Annotated in this window: 18 protein-coding genes; 7 read left to right on the plus strand and 11 right to left on the minus strand. The window is 30.6% G+C overall.

The genetic code is table 11. The annotated features are described in order from the left end of the window. Positions 1 to 150 precede the first annotated feature (150 nt). Both IMX26_RS18075 and IMX26_RS03940 read right to left on the minus strand, forming a co-directional pair. Entirely contained in the window at positions 151 to 669 is a 519-nt protein-coding gene (locus IMX26_RS18075; RefSeq protein ID WP_279324885.1) for a LuxR C-terminal-related transcriptional regulator, read from the minus strand. Between the two features lie 23 nt (positions 670 to 692). Further along, positions 693 to 857, minus strand: coding sequence for a hypothetical protein (locus IMX26_RS03940; protein ID WP_195160391.1), 165 nt, complete (start codon positions 855 to 857; stop codon positions 693 to 695). Positions 858 to 920: 63 nt separating this feature from the next. Here IMX26_RS03940 and IMX26_RS03945 point away from each other — a divergent pair, with 63 nt between their 5' ends. Further along, positions 921 to 1,088 carry an SDR family oxidoreductase gene (locus IMX26_RS03945; protein WP_207729316.1) on the plus strand — a complete coding sequence of 56 codons (168 nt, stop codon included), beginning with the start codon at positions 921 to 923 and terminating at the stop codon, positions 1,086 to 1,088. Positions 1,089 to 1,439: 351 nt separating this feature from the next. Here IMX26_RS03945 and IMX26_RS03950 read toward each other — a convergent pair whose 3' ends face one another. Together IMX26_RS03950 and IMX26_RS03955 are read right to left on the minus strand one after the other, a co-directional pair. Continuing rightward, positions 1,440 to 2,324, minus strand: coding sequence for a succinylglutamate desuccinylase/aspartoacylase family protein (locus IMX26_RS03950; RefSeq protein ID WP_195160393.1), 885 nt, complete (start codon positions 2,322 to 2,324; stop codon positions 1,440 to 1,442). 3 nt (positions 2,325 to 2,327) lie between these two features. Continuing rightward, entirely contained in the window at positions 2,328 to 3,491 is a 1,164-nt protein-coding gene (locus IMX26_RS03955; protein WP_195160394.1) for an amidohydrolase, read from the minus strand. Between the two features lie 215 nt (positions 3,492 to 3,706). On the opposite strand from IMX26_RS03955, the gene IMX26_RS03960 reads away from it, so the two are divergent. Together IMX26_RS03960 and IMX26_RS03965 are read left to right on the plus strand one after the other, a co-directional pair. Further along, on the plus strand, positions 3,707 to 4,900 hold the full coding sequence (locus IMX26_RS03960; protein ID WP_195160395.1) for a DHHA1 domain-containing protein: 1,194 nt from the start codon (positions 3,707 to 3,709) through the stop codon (positions 4,898 to 4,900). A 62-nt stretch (positions 4,901 to 4,962) separates the two neighbouring features. After that, positions 4,963 to 5,178, plus strand: a complete 216-nt coding sequence (locus IMX26_RS03965; protein ID WP_195160396.1) for a hypothetical protein — start codon at positions 4,963 to 4,965, stop codon at positions 5,176 to 5,178. Between the two features lie 234 nt (positions 5,179 to 5,412). Here the strand turns inward: IMX26_RS03965 and IMX26_RS03970 are convergent, their stop codons facing one another. From IMX26_RS03970 to IMX26_RS03995, 6 genes are all read right to left on the minus strand, one after another. Continuing rightward, positions 5,413 to 6,933, minus strand: a complete 1,521-nt coding sequence (locus tag IMX26_RS03970; RefSeq protein WP_195160397.1) for a carboxypeptidase M32 — start codon at positions 6,931 to 6,933, stop codon at positions 5,413 to 5,415. Between the two features lie 61 nt (positions 6,934 to 6,994). Continuing rightward, positions 6,995 to 7,396 (minus strand): TIGR04086 family membrane protein, encoded by a 402-nt coding sequence (locus IMX26_RS03975; RefSeq protein WP_195160398.1) that lies wholly within the window; start codon positions 7,394 to 7,396, stop codon positions 6,995 to 6,997. A gap of 229 nt (positions 7,397 to 7,625) precedes the next feature. After that, positions 7,626 to 8,759, minus strand: coding sequence for an alanine--glyoxylate aminotransferase family protein (locus IMX26_RS03980; protein ID WP_243259309.1), 1,134 nt, complete (start codon positions 8,757 to 8,759; stop codon positions 7,626 to 7,628). Positions 8,760 to 8,787: 28 nt separating this feature from the next. Next, a complete protein-coding gene (locus IMX26_RS03985) occupies positions 8,788 to 9,420 on the minus strand; it encodes an MgtC/SapB family protein (RefSeq protein ID WP_195160399.1) in 633 nt (210 codons plus the stop codon). Positions 9,421 to 9,596: 176 nt separating this feature from the next. Next, the gene (locus tag IMX26_RS03990) at positions 9,597 to 10,421 is read right to left on the minus strand and encodes a carbon-nitrogen hydrolase family protein (protein WP_195160400.1); all 825 of its coding nucleotides are present in this window, start codon (positions 10,419 to 10,421) and stop codon (positions 9,597 to 9,599) included. Between the two features lie 15 nt (positions 10,422 to 10,436). After that, positions 10,437 to 10,976 carry an ECF transporter S component gene (locus IMX26_RS03995; RefSeq protein WP_195160401.1) on the minus strand — a complete coding sequence of 180 codons (540 nt, stop codon included), beginning with the start codon at positions 10,974 to 10,976 and terminating at the stop codon, positions 10,437 to 10,439. A gap of 234 nt (positions 10,977 to 11,210) precedes the next feature. Here IMX26_RS03995 and IMX26_RS04000 point away from each other — a divergent pair, with 234 nt between their 5' ends. The 4 genes from IMX26_RS04000 to IMX26_RS04010 all read left to right on the plus strand — a co-directional run bounded on the left by IMX26_RS04000 (position 11,211) and on the right by IMX26_RS04010 (position 15,461). Beyond that, the gene (locus IMX26_RS04000) at positions 11,211 to 12,611 is read left to right on the plus strand and encodes a PLP-dependent aminotransferase family protein (RefSeq protein ID WP_195160402.1); all 1,401 of its coding nucleotides are present in this window, start codon (positions 11,211 to 11,213) and stop codon (positions 12,609 to 12,611) included. Between the two features lie 468 nt (positions 12,612 to 13,079). Then, positions 13,080 to 14,066, plus strand: coding sequence for a PLP-dependent aminotransferase family protein (locus tag IMX26_RS04005; RefSeq protein ID WP_243259310.1), 987 nt, complete (start codon positions 13,080 to 13,082; stop codon positions 14,064 to 14,066). Positions 14,067 to 14,075: 9 nt separating this feature from the next. Continuing rightward, complete coding sequence (locus tag IMX26_RS17790; protein ID WP_243259311.1) at positions 14,076 to 14,414, plus strand: hypothetical protein; 339 nt, start codon at positions 14,076 to 14,078, stop codon at positions 14,412 to 14,414. A gap of 159 nt (positions 14,415 to 14,573) precedes the next feature. Next, positions 14,574 to 15,461 (plus strand): CHAP domain-containing protein, encoded by an 888-nt coding sequence (locus IMX26_RS04010; RefSeq protein ID WP_195160403.1) that lies wholly within the window; start codon positions 14,574 to 14,576, stop codon positions 15,459 to 15,461. 47 nt (positions 15,462 to 15,508) lie between these two features. On the opposite strand, the gene IMX26_RS04015 is transcribed toward IMX26_RS04010, so the two are convergent. Further along, positions 15,509 to 19,528, minus strand: coding sequence for an AAA domain-containing protein (locus tag IMX26_RS04015; RefSeq protein WP_195160404.1), 4,020 nt, complete (start codon positions 19,526 to 19,528; stop codon positions 15,509 to 15,511). Positions 19,529 to 19,561 lie beyond the last annotated feature (33 nt).

A 19,561-nucleotide genomic window follows, 5' to 3' on the forward strand; every position in this document is an offset into this window, starting at 1 on the left:
TTTAATAATATTCTATAATACAACAATATTTTATTCTACTAATCGCATCAATTCTTCATATTTCTAAATACTGTTAATTTAACAATAAATATTAATTTATGTTTATTAGCTGATTTCTTTTTTTTATATTAAGCTTTTTATATAGTTTTTCTACATGTGTTTTACCGTATGTTCGCTAATAAATAACTGCTTAGCAACTTGCTTATTGGTTAAGCCGTTTATTAGTAGTTCTAAAACCTCCTCTTCTCTATTAGTTAACCTATATTTTTCTTTTAATTGACTAATTCTATTGCTATTACAAATATTATTTTCAGTAATAAACACATTAAAATATATCTCTATGGGTTTATTATCATCAAAATTAAACATTGCTTTAACATTTACAATATAGTCTTGTAGATTAATTTTAATATTATTATTATTATTTAAACTTATGTTATTAACATAGGGTTTTATATAGCTTATAAGGCTTTGTAAATTTTCTTCATTAGTTTTCTTTTTGAATATTTTATTACAAATAGTTATAGTTGCTTTACTATAATTTTTAATTTTAAAAGAGTTATCTAGTGTGATATATGCTATCTGTAGATTAAATAATATATTTTTTAAAAAATCGTTTTCTAGAACTAAATCATTACGCAGTAAAACATTATTTAAATCAGAACTCACAATTTTACTTATATAGTTTAATATCAATTTTTTTTCAGAAAATTTTCCATATTTTTTTCTCTAAAAATACCTATTCCACCTGAAAGCTTAGTTTTAGACTTTAAAGGTATGGCAACTTGATAATATAAATCGTCTTTTTTAAAAATATTATTATAATACTCAATATTTTCATAGTCTTTATAACTCATTAAATCCGAAATAGTAAGTATGTCTTTAGTTAAATTATGAGGGTAAGCAAAAAAATCTGTGCTATGACCAAATCATCTTTAGCTATAATGGAAAATCAATTTGCTACTGAAACCCCCATTCGTAGGGTAGGTAAAACTAGCGATGTAGCAAACTTAGTAACATTTTTATGTAAAGAAGAATCTAGCTTTATTGCTGGCGCAATTTTCCTGTTAATGGAGGTTATATACTAGAATCAGGCATGGATCGATTAATGATGAGTGTTTGTGCAAAATAACAAAACTACATTAAATAACTAATTAAAGAAAAAAAGACATCTTAATAGATGTCTTTTTATATTAAAATTGATGTTACTATTTTTACTGTAATTATAATACCTGCAATTAGCAAGGATATTGACATGATTTTTGCAAAATCATTACTACGTGCCATCTGTATCCGCCTTTCTTATGGATATCTAAATATAATGACAGGTATTTTACCTTCATATTTATTCTAAAAGAATATAAAGCTAATATAACACACCGGTATTATCTTTGCAACTAAAAATATTAACATATTAATGCATTATTTTTACCAATGTTTTACATAATATGTGGAGCTAAATTTCCTAAATAAGAACCAATAAAAACATAACTCATTGCTCGTATTCCTGTTACAGTAGCTTTTGCTGGAGCTAATATTTTTTTACCATTGAGGGTAGCTAATACTTGCCCCTCTTTTACAACCTCGCCACTAATAACATGTGGGATAAATAAACCCTCATTATCAGCTCTATAAGGAATTAGCTTATTACACCAAATTGGGTTTGGCTTTTGGTATTCTCCACTAAGCATTTTTAAACCTCTCAACATATTAAGCAATGCTTGGTACGCCTGCATACCGGCGGTTTGATCTATAACGCCACCTTGTCCTCCGCCTGGCAGTTCAATTATTACAGCAGGCCGACCAGTTTCACAGGTTTCCACAAATAGCTGACCCCTAGCCCCTCCGGACTGAACAATAATTGGTATATTTAACATAGCCGCTAATTCTTTTGCTTTTTCATGCTCTTGCCATACTGCTAAAGTGTAGCTAGAGCCATGAATGCCACAGCAATGTAAGTCTACAATATAATCTGCAGTTTGTGTTTCATTCCAAATAGCGTTAGCTACTCTCTGTGTAATTGTGCCTTGTTTTGATCCAGGAAAAATACGGTTTAAATCTAAATTATCGTAAGGTGAAGTTCTTTCTAGTCTTCTAAATGCTGTTGGGTTACACAAGCTAATTATCTTAACACTGCCATTAAGTAAATTATTTTTCTCTAAATACTTAATAATCTCTCTAGCAGCATAAATACCTGTTGTTTCACCACCATGAATACCTCCAGTAATAACTACCTCGGGCTTTCCTTCACCAAACACAGTAACATCCAAATTAGAGTTAACACAATCTTTAATATTTAAGTGATATTTTCTCACTGTTAACACCTACTAATTATCTCTTGAGAAAACTACTTTACCTGCAACAATTACCTTTTTAGTGCTGGTAAAATTACTTAGTGGATGGCCATCCCAAATAACTACATCTGCTTCTTTGCCTTTATCTAAGCTACCAAGTTTATCCTGCAAGCCAATAATTTCAGCTGCATTAATTGTAATTGCTTTAAATGCCTCTTCTTCTGGTAGTCCATATCTTACAGCTAAACCTGTTTGAATTGGCAAGTATTTAGTTGTTGATGATGCATCAACCATTATAGCAATTTTAACACCGGCTTTATGCATAACTGCTGGAGTAGTCATTCTAACATCCCATAACTCCTGTTTAGCAGGACCCATTAATAGTGGACCAATAACACATGGAATTTGCTTTTTAGCAATAAGATCAGCCACATGATAACCCTCTGTACAATGCTCCAAAGTAAAATCTATTTTAAACTCCTCAGCAATTCTTATAGCTGTTACAATATCATCTGCCCTATGGCAATGAATACGCGCCTTTAACTCTCTTTTAAGCACCTTAGCTATTGCCTCCAGACTCAAATCACGCTCAGGCAAGGGTTTGTTATCTTTTTTAGCTTGCTCAATTTTATTCATATAGTTTTGAGCTTTAATAAATGCCATACGTAAACAAGCAGCATTGCCCATACGTGTAGATGGTAACTGTTTACGCTCTTTATAGTTACGTTTTGGATTTTCGCCTAAAGCAAATTTCATAGCCTCTGTACCAGGAATAACCATATCGTATACGGTATTTCCTACAGTTTTCATGGCAAATCCAGTTCCACCAATAATATTTGAGCTTCCTGGTCCTGTGTAAACAGTAGTTACTCCTGCCTGCAAAACCTGTGGGAATGCAATATCGTTAGGATTTAAGGAGTCTATTCCCCTAATTTCAGCTTGAATAGGCCCAGTTTTTTCGTTTCCATCTGCTGTTGCTGGTATATATGGCTCACCAAATATGCCAATATGAGCATGGGCATCAATAAAACCAGGAGTTACCCAATTACCTTTTGCATCTATTATTTTTGCATTACTAGGAACACTAAGAGAATTATCTCCTACCTCTTTAATTTTACCATCTTCTAAAATTAAAGTGCCGTTTTCAATTATGCCATTTGTAATAGTTAATAATTTTCCATTCACAATTGCTAACATTATCTTTTCTCCCCTTTACGCTCTTTATATGCTACCATTTACAAATATAACTATAAGTAAACTAATATAACAATTCATGTATTAACAATGATTTTTAATTATTTGCTTATAGAATATCTTCATTTTATCATAACTTTTTGCTAAATAGATATGATATTTTGTTTTTATTAAAAAATGTTATATTATAGTACTTAGGTAAAAGTGGAGGAGTAAAAATGACAGAAAAATTATTTTATACACATCCCTATCAAACACATACTACAGCTAACGTTACAGCAAAGAAGATAACCCCTGAGGGTTGTTGGATTACACTTGACAAAACTATTTTTTATCCCGAGGGTGGCGGTCAGCCTTGTGACCTTGGCACGATTAATAGTATAAAAATAATTGATGTACAAGAAAAAGACAATGAAATTTGGCATTTAGTTAATAGTGATATTTCAGCTACAGTTGTTAATTGCGAGGTAGACTGGCTTCGTAGGTTTGATCATATGCAGCAACATGGAGGCCAACATATTATGTCAGGAGTTGCTTACCATTTATATGGAGCTCAAACAGTGGGTTTTCACTTAAGCGATAGTTATACTACTGTAGACTTAAGACTTAATAATAACCTCACAAAAGAGCAATTAATAAAAATTGAAGACGAAGTTAATAATATTATTTACCAAAATCTCAATATAAATTGCTTTTTTGCGGATGCTAAAAAACTGAAGCAGCTTACACTTAGAAAACAGCCACCAGTAAATGAGGACATTAGAATAGTAGAAATAGAAGGTTTTGATCAAAGCCCCTGTTGTGGCACTCACCCTCAAAGAACTGGTGAGGTAGGACTATTCAAAATACTTAAAACTGAGAAAATACGAAGTGATATCAGGCTATACATTGTAAGCGGTAACAGGGCATTAAAAAACTATCGTTTTAAAAATGACCTAGTAAGTTATTTAATTGAACTAACCTCTGCAAATGAAAGCAATTTATATGAATCTATTGAAAAGACCTATAAGCAAGAAAAAAATAAAAATAAAGAAATAAATGCCCTAAAAGAAAAATTACTGACTTATCAAGCATTAGATCTAATTAAAAATAGTGAAAACATTAATAATATTAATGTTATAAAATACCTTAGTGAAGAATTAACTGCTAATGAACTAAAAAAATTACAAAATATTTTATCTAAATCAGCCCCTAACTCATTAATTTTGATGGCTAGTTTACAAGATAATAAACCCAGAATTGCAGTGTATTTTAATAATACTAATTTTAGTGTTGGCAAGGTATTTAAAAATACTTTAAACAAATATAATGGTAGAGGTGGCGGAAGTAAAACAGCCGCCCAAGGTGGCTGTAATAACTATCAAGACGCTAAATGTATTATTAATGAATTAATTAGCGAATTTACTAAGTAATTAATCATACCTCCATATAATAATGCATATTTTTTAAGTAGGCGTTAAATGGGGGTATTTTTATGATGATTGAAAACTTAAAGAACTTTTTGTTAACATATGGATTATTAATGTTAGTTTGTTTTTTATCATTTTGTTTTGCTTTACCAATTGCAGCAGAACTAAAATACAAACACCGTAATAAGGCTTTAACTAGATTAGCTCAAATACTTATTACTTTGGTTTTTACTTTTTTCCTAACAATTGCAGTTTTAGCAATTACAGCATTAATTAGTTAACTTTATATTCAATAAATTTAACACAACTTATACTTTTGAGTTAAATTGTGATGTGAATATTTCCATAAGATAAATAAATAAAATTTCTAGGTTTATTCATTAATATTTATGATAGATAACAAAAATTATTATTTTAACTTAAACTAATAAAACAAAGCTACCTCTTTTTATAGGGGTAGCTTGTTAGTAAGTTAATGCCATACCTACTCTATTTTTATTAACAAGGTAATTGCACTATTTTAACTGATAAATATCACTGTATTTATTACTTAAATATTCAAAATATGCTTTAGTATTTAATTTATCACCTGTTGACTTCTGTAGTATCTCTTGTGGAGTATATTTTAAACCATAGTAATGAAGGTTATGTCTAGTCCACTCTAACAGACTACTGTAATCACCATACTCAAACTCCTTTAACATTTGGGGTTGATCTTTTAGAGCTTGGGCATATAGTTGTGAGGAAGCTAAATTACCTATTGTATAACCTTGGAAACCCCCACCAAAGTTGTTAGTCCAGTGAATATCCTGTAATATTCCGAGTTTTGAATTAGGAGGAATTACACCTAAGTACTGTTTAAATTTTTCATTCCAAATATCTTCTAAGTCTTCTACCCTATACTTTCCTTCCATAATACCCTTTTCGATTTCGAATCTTAACATTATATGAAGATTATAGGTTACTTCATCTGCCTCAACTCTTATGTAGCTTGCTTTTACCTTATTTACTGCTTTGTACCAATCTTTTGCAGATACTCCTTGGGTTTGTAATGGGAAAAAGGCTTTAATAACAGAATAAAAATTCTTAGTAAAGAACCATGACCTACCAACAATGTTTTCCCATAATCTTGATGATGACTCATGAATACCCGCAGATATGCCTCCCATTAATGGTGTTCTGCGATATTCTAAAGGCAAGCCTTGCATATACTGACCATGCCCCGCTTCATGTAAAAATCCAAAGAAACAGGGTCTAAAATCGTTTTCATTAACACGAGACGTAATACGTACATCATTTGGTGAAAAATAAATAGAAAACGGATGTACAGATGTATCACACCTGCCTTCATCAAGTTTAAAGTTAATAGCTCTAACTGCTGCTTTACCTAGTTTCCATTGTAAATCAGGTTTATAGTATTGTTGTAAAACTTTATCACTAACCAAATGTTCATTTTGGTTTATCTTTTGCACTAAGGGAACTAAAAACTCTTTTATCTCCTTAAAAAGAACATCTAGTTCCGCAGTTTTGAAACCTGGCTCATTTTGATTTATTAATGCATCTAGTGGATGTTCTGTGTAACCTAATGCCTCAGCAGTTCTTTTTGCTAAATCTACACTCTTTTTAAGCTGTGGAATAAACATTTTAAAGTTATTTTCCTCACGGGCTTTCAACCAAGCTAGATATACCTCCGAGGATGTTACTGCTTTTTCTTTAACCAAGCTTTCAGGCAATTTAGTTGCCTCTTCAAACTCTCTTCTGGCGGCTCTTAACATACCAGCTTCATCTGAGTGATAATCTAACTCACTCTCATGTTTTTCGAGGTCATGCAATATTTTTGCTAACACAGGTGAGGTGATTTTTTTATGCATTAAACTATTAATTGTGCTTAAATGCTCGCCACGTGCTACAGAACCACTGCTAGGCATTTTTGTTTGTTTATCCCAATACAAAACCATACTAATAGATTTTAAGTCATCTATTTCAGCCCAGTAGTTTTTTAACTCAGTGATATTTTCCTTAACTGTTTTACTCATTAATACACCCCTCTCATCTTTATCTATTCGAGTTTAACCCTTTATTTTCCTTTTATGAGTGTTAAACTCCCCAAATTCCACCTACCACTCCACTAACTAAAAGAGGCCAGTATGAAATAAAAAAGGTAAGAGGTGACATCGCTGTAAATACTGTTCCTAATATAGCCATCATAAACATATAGCTTAAGCCTGTTAATGCTCCATTTATCCAGCCTTTTTTACCTATTTTTTTACACACTCTTTTACTTGCTAATAATACTGCTACAATACTTAATACTGTTGTAAACATTGGAACAATCTTTTCAGGCAATCTTGAGTAAGTTATTAAAAATGATAGTAGCAACAATATAAGTAAGGTTATAAATAGTGCTTTAATTGATCCCAATAATATTATTTTCCAGGGTGCTTTTGGTTTAGCTGCAGACTGCTTCATCTTTTTCTTTAGTTTCGCTATTTTTACCATCAATAATCCTCCTTAATACTTGTATATTAATTATTATTCAATAAACATAGCACTAAGAAGTAAAGTTACCCAATAAGCTTACTTTATTTAAAAAACCATCTATAACAATAAAGCAATTATTATATTTACTTATTCTTTTGAATACAAAATGCGATAATGACCTTTAAAATCAACTATCGCATTAATTATTTATTTAATTATAGCTTGCCTAACTGCAGTAAAATAGTTATTAACTATTTATGTTCTTAACAAACTCTAAGTGTAACTGACCATTTAGAACAACATTATGTTTTTTTAGGCTATTATTTAGGGCTTTAAGAGTTAAATAGAGTTTTTCTTCATAACAGTTTTCTCCCATATGGCCTATTCTAAATATTTTATCTTTTAGGTAGCCAAAGGCTCCTCCAATCATTATCTTATAATTATTTAACATATCGTTGTATAACTCAGTAAATGAAATCTCTTGAGGTAGCATTACTGCAGTAACTGTATTAGAAAAACTATTTTTAGCATAAAGTTGCAAACCACATTTTTGTAGACTTTTTCGTACAGCATCTGCTATAAGATAGTGTCTTTCTAAATAATTATCTGCCAATAACCTTTCACAAGCTTCTCTTAAAGCATAAATTTCACTTATAGGCTGGGTATATGGGAACCATTTTTTTTCATACCAATCTTTCCAAATCAATAAGTTGGCATAAAATGATGTTATATCCTGTTTACGATTTTGCATGACATGCCATGATTCATTACTTACAGCTAAAAATGTTAAACCAGGAGGTGCCGATAAACACTTTTGAGAGCCACCCAATATTACATCTATATGCCATTTATCGGTTTGGAGTTCTTCTCCTCCAATTGCTGCTACTGAGTCTACTACTGTTAAAATATTGTGGTCTTTCAGCAATAAAGATATATCTTTAATATTATTAGTTATGCCAGATGGTGTTTCACAATGTACAAAGGTAGCCAGTTTAAAATTATGGTCATTATTTAAAAACTCTTTTAGCTTTTGGGCATCTAAACCCTTTTCATAATCACTCTTATAATACACAACTTTCGCACCATATATTTTTGCAAAATCTCCAAATCCATTACCAAAGATTCCATTATCTATACAGAGTACTCTGTCGCCAGCCTCTATTAAAGAAGCACACGCTGCCTCTAAACCTAAAATACCTTCGCCACTTAAAATTAAAACATCGTTTTGGGTTTTTAATAGCTTTTGAAGTTGACTAGTTGTTGCTTTATAAAATTCGTAAAAACTTAAATCAATATCTGGATTTGTTATTGGCTTAGCCATTGCCTTTCTTACATCTTCATGTACATAGGTTGGCCCTGGTGTCATTATTAAGTTTTTCACTGTAATTCCCCTTATCTGTTATGGATTTTTATTCTATTTCAATACTCCTTACTACGTCCACTTTGCGTAGTGTTTCTACTACAGCCCCAATATCTGCCTTACCAGGCAACCTAACAGTGAGCTCAATAAAGATATCATTATCTTCTGTTTTTAGCTGCACTGAGTCAATATCTATATCGTATTCACCTAATATTGTGCCTACTTGCCCTAATAAACCAGGTTTATTTCTTCCTTCTATAATTACTTTTTTACGATATGTAGAACTAATTACACCTTTTTCTCTTAAAAGCATTGCTGTTAAAGTTAAAAACACTAATACTGTTGTAATAATTGCTGCCGAAAAATAACCTGTTCCTACAGCCATACCAATACCCGCAGTAGCCCACAAGCTGGCAGCCGTAGTTAATCCTTTAACCGATAACCCTTCTCTCATAATTGTTCCTGCACCTAAAAAACCAATACCACTAACAATTTGGGCAGCAACTCGACTAGGGTCTGCTCCTGAAAAAGCCTCCATAGAGAGAATTGTCATTAAGGCTGAACCAACACAAACTAAAATATGGGTACGTAAACCAGCTGGTCGAGCTGTATGCTCACGCTCCCATCCAATAATTCCACCAAGTAATACTGCAACAACAAGCTTTATAATTAGCTCCTCCATTACTCCACCTCTTTTATGTGATATAGTATCTCTAATAGCTTATTAATATTCTCTAAGTATATATTACTATTGTAGTGATGTAAATTTTTACATAATTATTGTAATCGATATAATAGTAATAAAATTTTATCACATAATTAAAACTAGCTTATCTAATTAAGGCTTGTTTTATATTTTTAACTGTGTATTTTAATGTCATATAAATCGGTACGCCTATTTTTAAGTATAGGTAGTTGTTTACGTATTTCATCAACGTTGCTAAAATCAATTTCCGTGACTACTACATTCTGTTTTTCATCTAAAGCTACTTCTACCTCTCCCCAAGGATTAGTAACTAAGGAATTACCAAACGATACATACGTACTTTTAGTATTACGTGCAGGGGCACAGCCAATCATATATAACTGATTATCTACAGCTCTAGCCCTAAAGGATAAATGCCAATGAGCTGGTCCGGTAGTCATATTAAATGCACCTGGTACAAATATTGCTTTTGCACCTTGCAATGCCATAACTCTAAACTGCTCAACAAATCTTATATCAAAACAAATGGCTAAACCAAAGGTGCCATACTCCGTATTAAAAATAGTAAATTTATTACCTGCTGTAAATGTATCCGATTCCTTAAAGTGTATTTTATCTTTTACCTCAATATCAAAAAGATGTACCTTACGATGTTTAGCTATAAGCTCTCCCTTTGGATTAAACACATAGCTTGTATTGTAGAGGTGGTTGTCACATTTTTCAGAAATGGAACCTCCAACTAAATAAACTGCCAACTCTTTCGCAGTATTGCTTAAATACTGATACGTTTTACCACCTTGCTCTTCTGCGTTATTTATAAAGCTATTATTTTCATATAAACAGTTAAACATTTCTGGCAAACATACTATTTTAGCACCTAATTTTACTGCCTTAATAATTAACTTTTTTGCATTATTGAGGTTAGTGTTTTTATTATCTACAACATTCATTTGGCATATGCCAATTTTCACTTTCATATTACCTCACCACTTTTATTCTGTTATATTTAAATAGCGTCTGATAAGCTTATTTTTTCTTAAGGCAGCAGCCAATGGAACACCACCAAATATCCCCACTGCTAACTGAAGTATATTACCAGGTATAGCTTGAATAGGTCCTACCCAGTTACCGTAAATAAAATACTCTGCTAAAAAGTAGCCACCCATCATAATAATTGCACCAAAAAATATTCCTATGCTGTTTAGGGTTATAGATTTGCCTTGTTTTCCGTTTATCCAAGAGAAATATCCTATAGTATAACCCATTGCAAACCTTATAATAAAAGTATATGGTGCCCACGCTGCAAATTCTGAAAACAAATCAAAAATAGCCATGCCTAACCCACCAACTATGGCACCTTTTCTTCTCCCTAAAAGTATTGCCACTGCAATTAAGGGAATATTGCCAAAGTGAGAATATCCTCCTGGTGAGCCAGTAAAATTAACACCTAAACGTGTACTAATAATAACTACGGCAATAAGTGTACTAGTTATAACCATTTCTAATATTTTATTGTGTGTTTTGCTCACCATAATACTCTCCTCAACCTATTCTAGTTTATTTTTATAGTTTAACAAGTAACATTAAAACAGAGTTTGTTTACCATACAATATATTAATGATACAATTGTAATATAGCATTACACCATAATGAAATCAATATTGTAATTGTATGCAATACAATATTATGCTGTGCTTTTATAACTGTTACAACTAGCCTGTAAAATATACCTTTACAAAGCAAAACTATAATAAAGAGGTTATAGTATGATAGATGAATATGGCAACGAAATAACGTGGTACCCTAAGTTAAAAAATAATACTAGATCAGTGACCAAAGAGATAGCTCAATTACTTGAAGACGATATTTTAAGTGGAAAATTAAAATCTGGTTTTAGACTGCCTTCGCAACGCGTACTAGCTAATTTTTTAAATGTTAACCACAGCACTGTTACTAGAGCGTTTAGGCTATGTGAAGCTAAGGGTTTAATTTTAGGAGTAACTGGTAAAGGCACTTTTGTAAGTGCAGATGCAGGTATTCCTAGGTATTTGTTAAAAGAACATGAATCTAATATAATTGAAATGGGTCTGGTCTTACCTTTGTATGAGGTTAACCCCCTTATTGAATCATGTTTGAGACAAATTCAAAATAATATAAACTACAATGATGTATTAAGGTATGTTCCACCAGAGGGATCTGCGAAACACCGCTATATTGCTGTTAAATGGTTGCAAAAATTCAATATAAAAGCTGATAACAGTAATGTGATTATTACAGCAGGAACTCAAAATGCTTTATCTGTAATATTAACCACTCTTTTTAATAAGGGAGATAAAATTGTTGTAGATCAATACACCTATACTGGCTTTAAGTCATTGGCTACACTGCTAGGTATTGTACTTGTACCAGTTGAAATTAATGAAAATGGTATTAACACCATACAGCTTAAAGAGATTTGTGAAAAAGAGAACGTAAAAGGTATTTATTTAATACCAGATTGCCACAACCCAACATCTATATCTTTAACAGAACATCAGCGTAAAATTATTGCTGAAATTGTTATAAACTATAACTTACTACTTATTGAAGATAGCTACTATGCATTTGCTAGTGAGAATCTTTTTAAACCCATTAGTTTTTTTGCACCGAATAATAGTTTTTATATAGCTAGCTTTTCTAAATCAATAAACCCTAGTTTTAGAATATCTTATTTGGTTTGTGCTAATTTATACACCAAAAAACTGATAGCCGGTATCAATAACTTAACATGGATGGCTTCACCAATTAATGCTGAAATAATATCTCAAATGATACGCTTTAAGTTTTATGACGAAATAATTAAAGCTAAGAGGATAGCTATAGTAAAACGAAATAAGCTTGTAGATGAAATTTTAAAAGATTATGAAATACTACCTAATGATTTTTCGTTTTTTAGATATTTAAAATTACCACAAGGCCTAGGAGGAAGAAACTTTGAATTAGAGTGTTTTAAAAAAGGTGTTCAGGTGTTTAGCCTAGATAGATTTTCGGTAGATAAGTTGCATAGTGAAAATTCTGTTCGTATTTCAATTAGTGGGCCTAAAACTATTCATCAGTTAAAATGTGGCTTAATAATCATTAAAAACATATTAGATAATTTTAAATGCAGTGAAAATATAATTATTTAAACTAAAATAATATGCTAAAATAATCATTGTTTTATATATTTACAATAAATTTAAGACCTTTCAAAGAATGAAAGGTCTTTCTCTCGTAGCTAGTAATTGTGCATAACTTTCTATGGAGATTAAATCTGGCATAAAAATTAGAATTTATATTGCATTTGGTCTTTATATTTGTGTAATATTAACTTACAATATTATATTGACACATTGTTTTAATTTTAAATATATCTATATTATGTTAATTAAAGAATATAATTTGTGTAAAACTATAATTATAGTATCATTTATTGGCTTTGCATAAATAAGATAATTAATACTGTTTAAACTAAGTTATAAGTAAAGCAACTTAATACGCCTAATATAGTAATGGAAACAATAAACACTAATTAATCTGCATGCCTAGTGTAAATTAGGTAACAAGAAACATCAATATGCTATTTTCAGCACTGTATTAGTACAAAAGGAGATACCATGAATAAGTACAAAGAAATAATAAAACATATTAAAAATCAAATTATAAATGGTGAACTAACAGTAGGTAAAAGACTACCTGCAGTTAGATCCTTGGCTAATAAGTTTAACTGTAGTGTAGGTACTGTTTTAAGAGCCTACAAAGAGCTTGAAATTAATCATATAATTTACGCTAAACCACAAAGTGGCTACTATTTATTAAGCAATTCAACCTCTAAAGAAGAGAAAACCGATATTATTGATTTTTCTTCGGGATTTCCCGGATTAACTACATTTCATTATCGAGATTTTCAACATTGTTTAAATCAAGCAATTAACATTTACAAAGAGAGCTTGTTTTCTTATAGTAACCCTAAAGGTCTACATACTTTAATAGCCGCTATTAATGATACATTTAAAAAGAGTGATATTTACACTAAAGAAGAAAATATTTATATTACTACAGGCTCACAGCAAGCCATAGATATTTTAGTTAGAATGCCTTTTCCTAATAACAAAACAAATGTTTTATTAGAGCAACCTAGCTATTACGGGGTAATAAAATCGCTTGAACTTAACAATGTTAAAGCTATTGGAATTACTCGTGACCATAATGGAATTAACTTAAAAAATCTTGAAAACCACTTTAAAAATAGCAATGTGAAGTTCTTTTTTACAATGGCACGCAACCACACCTTAACAGGCACCTCGTACACTAAAAAAGAAAAAGAAAAAATTATAGAGCTAGCTAATAAATATAATGTTTACATAGTTGAAGATGATATTATGCTAGATTTTGAAAGAAACAGTAGATCTATGCCTTTATATTACTATGATATTTCAGAAAAAGTTATCTATTTAAAAAGCTTTTCCAAGATTTTACTGCCAGGTTTAAGAGTTTCAGCTACAATTTTACCTAAAGTTCTTACTGATAATTTTTTGGAATTTAAGCGGTGGACAGATCGTAATAGTCCCATACTTGCTCAAGGAGCTTTAGAAATATTTTAAAAATATGGTATGTTTGAAAAACATAAATCTAGCATGAAAGGCTTGTATTCAAAACGACTAAGCTTTTTACTGCAAACACTAGATAATTTAAACACCAGCTTTATTGAATATACTCGACCTAAAAGTGGCTATTTTTTAAGCTTGTTTGTAAAAAGAGATATCTATTATAATAAAATTATTGACTCACTAAAAAAGCAAGATATTATAATGTTAGATACTCGTAAATCATTTTTAGCTAGTCATCAGCAAAATAATCACTTTGCACTAAGTGTTAGTAGGGCTAATAAAGCTATGATATCTAAAGGAGTACCTATTGTAATATCTACTATTCATAATAACTTTAAATAACTATAATTATAGGCTTAATGTAAAATTGCATTAAGCCTTTTTGATTTCATTAACAGCTATGTTGAATACTTTTTTAGTTATATACAACCGTTTGTCCAATTTTTGCATATTATAAATAAGAGACAAGTTGTAATAAAAATAACTCAAGGGGTTGTTAAGATGGCAATTGGCATTTCTGTTTTTGAAAACATAGTGTACTATGGCCCAAACCCTATTTATTATCCAAAACTAGGTACACTAAAGGCTAAAGAAAAAATAAGAATTTTATGGAGAGAAGATGAATGGCTTTATATAGAATTTTATGATATAAACCAAAAAAAAAGAGGATATGTTCAGGACTTATTTGTAAGTTATATTATTGGTAAAATAATATCAGTACCTCTTTTAGCAGAGGTAAAACTATCTAAAGATAGGGTAACAAGTTACTTGGGTCCAATTCCAAATATATATGCTATAGCTGGCACTGTTTTTGAGTATGAGCCACTAACTGTTTACAATGTAACCTTGGGAGACTATACTTTTGTAGAATACACAATTAAAAACAATCTAAAAAAAAGAGGGTTTATTCATAATAAAGCCATAGATTATGATGCAAAAAGTGATTTAATACCACTTGTTGGAACTAAGTTGGCTGACTTTAGCAATGAATCCTGTTATGGATCAGGGAGTTTTTATAGAAGGGCCTCTCTAAGAGGTCAATGTACTTGGTACTGCTGGGGTAGAGCAAAAGAAAAATGCAAAAAAAGATTAATGCTTAAATATCCAAATAATGCCCATAACTGGTTTGAAAATAGTACAAAAGGATTTAGCCGTAAACTTCTTGAGTCTGCTGCACCAGTGAAAAATTCTATTGCCTGTTTTAAGGGTGGAAACTATGGTCATGTAGTTTTTGTTGAAGAAGTTGAAAATAACTTGGTTTATTTTACAGAAGCAAATGCTAATAATAACAGTATTGTGGACTCAACAGATGGTATACTAAAAGTTAAAACTGTAGATGAATTTAAAAACCACTTAGGTAAAAAACTTCAAGGATATATTTTATTGTAACTCTGGGGGTAGCTTTAGCAAGCAACCCCTCTTTAACCATGTTATCTTTATTCCTCTATAGATTTATTAGCATAACAATTATTAACTGCCTCTACAACTTTTTTAAGCTCTTCTTCACGATTATACCACCAGCGATTTGACCATATTCTATGGATACACCAGCCACGTGACTCTAAGAATTTTTGGCGATGTATGTCCCGCTGACGGGCATTGATGGTGCCATGAAATGATACCCCATCACACTCTATTCCTAATATATAACTAGCAATATTTGCATCATAAATAGCTAAATCTATTCGGTATCCATTTACCCCTACCTGAGATTTTACATTATAGCCCAACTTAAGTAGCTCATCATAAACCTCTTCCTCAAAAGGGCTATCAAAATGCAATTCATCTGTATTATGTTCTCTAGAGAAAGTTACTTTAAGATATTCTTCAGCAAGCTTATATTTACCTAGTGAAACCAACTTGGCATACTGTAAATATTGTTTAAATCGCTTTGGTCCTAAGTTTTTACTATTATCAATATTAAGCTGCTCTGGCTCAAAAGAGGTAATAATATATACCTTTTGTTTTGCACGGGTTATAGCAACATTTAAGCGATTTTCACCACTATCTTTAGATAAATCACCAAACTGATGACGGAATTTGCCATTAGTATCTTTAGCATAACCAGTACTAAAAATAATTATATCTCGCTCATCACCTTGTACATTCTCAATATTCTTTACAAATAAACTAACATCTTCGTCGCCTTTTTTACGAATAATCTCTTCATTAAAAAGTTGCTCAAAATTATCGTTTTTATTTGCCTCAATACTTAATAAATCGAGTATGCAGTTACGTTGAGTAATATTAAAAGTAATAATACCTATTGTTTCCTGATTTTTTCTAGATATAAGAATTTGCTTAACTTTATTAACAACTACTTTGGCTTCTTCAATATTTTCACGATCTTTCCATAAACCATTTTCTACTTTTATACGCTCTATTGGTGGGTTATTATAATCCTCTATCCTATTTGGTGATATTTGTAGGTTTCCTTCATAAAACGCATGATTAGAAAAGTTAATTAACTGAGAATAACGAGAGCGGTAATGAAACTGAAGCTGAGATGGAATAAATTTATGCTTAGCTAAATCGAGCAAACTCTCCTCTTCACTTGCCGCTGCAAACTCTTTACTAAGTGTTGTATTTTCGTCATCATATTTTTTTCTAAAGGTCATTGTTGGCTTTAACTGTTTATCATCACCTGCAATAACAACATGTTCACCTCTAAAAATTGTGGGTATAGCATCTTCAATAAACATTTGAGATGCCTCATCAAAAATAATTGTATCAAATAAATGTGCAGCTAATGGCAGCACCTCCGAAACAGTTTTTGGACCCATTAACATACAAGGATACAAAGAAATAACTAGCTCTTTAAATTCACTAAAATAAACTCGTAAAGGTCTTACTCTACGCTTTAATGCTGCTAACCTTCTAAACTCTCGATAGTCATAATCGTGAGCAGTTTTTAAAAACACATTATTCCAATACACATTAATATAGTATTGTGAATATAAGTGTTTTTCGGTTATTTTTGTATTTACATCACCTAAGTAACTATTATATTTTTCAATATGACTATTAATTTGTGTAAAAAAATCTGTATGTTGTAAACTCTCAAGTACAAAAGTTGTCATTAATCTTTTTAAATTTTTAATAACCATAACTGACTTATTAAAATCATTGAGCTTTTGATAACAAGCAGTAACAATACCCTTAGCATAGTTACTTAAGCTATTTAACTTATAGATATACTTATTATAGTTAGGTAATTGATTAACTGCTAACTGCAAATTATCTGCTTTAATACTAATCTTGCTAAACACTAATTTGCCTAATAAATTATTGCCAAATTCAGTTGTAAAGAGCTGCAATACATCAGTCACGTAGTGTTTTAATTGATTTAAACAACCTAATAATTGATCTTTAGCTTTCATAAAGCTGTTAAATATAGTTTGGTACTGACTGTGTCTGTCCTGCTGCTCTTGTTTAAGTTTTTTTCCTGCAAAAATAGACCTGAAAAATTTATTTGCACCAGTAGCTACAGGCTGCAACAACTGGGGGTATTGTTTTGCAAGATATTGTTTTATATTATCATTTAAACTAGTGTTCAAATCATCATAAATATTATTAGTATTGATAAAGCCAGAAACTATTTTACACTCATTATTACTTGCAATTAAACTACTATATTGGCCTAATAAATCATTAATTTTATTAAAAATCATGATTTTACTTTGCACTAAACGAGGCACAGATTTTTTGTTTAAATTATTAACTAATGTATGTTGCTGTAACAAACTCTCTAACTCATATTTAGTTTGCATATAATTATCTGCATTTAACTCATTGTGTAACTCACCAATATTTGCTTTAGAAAAACACTCAGCTGGTATGCTCTCTATTAATAGTAAAAAGTTATTAAATAACTCTTTTTTATTATTATCCAAATCAAAGTTTGAAAAAGCATTGGCATACATTTCTTTACCTGTAAAACCTGAGTATTTTGAGGTAAACAAAAATTTATTTATACTGCTAATATCATTAACAGTTTCATCTATACTTTTTGAGGTACTAAACAACTTATTTCTTAGTCGTTCTTCATTTTCATCACAATAATGCTCTCGTTTATTTTTGTAATGAAAGTCTTTAGGATATCTTGCCTCAAAACGCTCTAGGGTGGCAGTAGTTTTTTTGTAGAACTGTGATCTATCATTGTGACTGTCATGAATTAAACATATTTTATCCTGTATACTGCTTAACCTATTATAAATAACATCGAGAGCAGCCTTTTTTTGAGATACCACTAATACCTTTTTTCCCTTTGCCATACAATCAGCAACAATATTTGTGATTGTTTGAGACTTGCCAGTACCAGGTGGTCCAAACACCACTAAGCTACCATAGTCATTACATTTTTTAAGAGTCAGCTCTTGAGAATAATCTAACCTATTAATATAATAATACTTTTTATCTACAAACTCAGATGAAATCAATGAATCTGAATCTCCGTTTTGTGGCATATTTGCCTCTTTATCACCAAGCAAAATTTGCAGAGAATTATTAGCTAGTTCTCCTTGCTCACATAACTCTAATAAATCATTATAATCATGGTAAATAGCGTTTGCTGTAGGAAACTGTCCAATAACAAAGTATCCCTTATAAAATAGCTCACCTTCTTGATATTTTTTATAGTCCTTTGCTGTATAATTATTAAGTTTTTTCAACTTAATCTTATCAAAATTTAAAATATCTATATCATTAATTTTATAGTACTCAATTAACTCACTAATAACAGCTTGTCTACTTTTTAGCTCAAAAATATTATCCTCTTTATTATCAAGATTATTATTTAAGCGGGCAGAAAACAAAAAGACATCATTGGCAACAATATTACTTTCATCAAGTGTATGTATAAACCATCTTTTATTCTTTTTATTAATAGAAACAGAAATATAACCGAGTGGAGCCCTACAAAAACTATCTTTTGGATTAAACTTACCTTCTACAAAATTTACTGCTAACTTTAAATTATGAATACCAGTTTCTTTACGCTCAAAATCAACCTCATAAAAAAGAGTTTGCAAAGCATAGTCATATTGCTCTATTAACTCTGTTTTAAAAACAATTTGATCTCTTAAATCTAAAATCAGCTCATTAATATTAGCATAAGCATCTTGTAAAACATAAGAAATATCAAAAAAATACTCTTCTACAACCCTTTTTACAGTATCATAATTAAACTCAGGTACATTATTCAGCTCATTTTCAATTTTTTTTATGTACCTATAATACTTTTTACTGAAACTTTGAGCAGATGGTAAAATTTCTATACCACTCTTTTTATTAAACACCAAAGCCTCAAAAATTTCAGTTGCTTTATGTAAATAAATATTATCTAAGTCAACAAGATCAAAAGCCCGTTTTTTATAAATTTTATTTAAAACTAAACTCCTGTTTCTTTTACTTATATTAATAATTCTGGACTGATATTTTTTTAATAAACTCTCCATACTTTCCCCCATATAACACTGGCTATATCTATT

This window comes from Clostridium sp. 'deep sea' (genome assembly GCF_014931565.1).
In the GTDB taxonomy this organism is placed as follows: domain Bacteria; phylum Bacillota; class UBA994; order PWPR01; family PWPR01.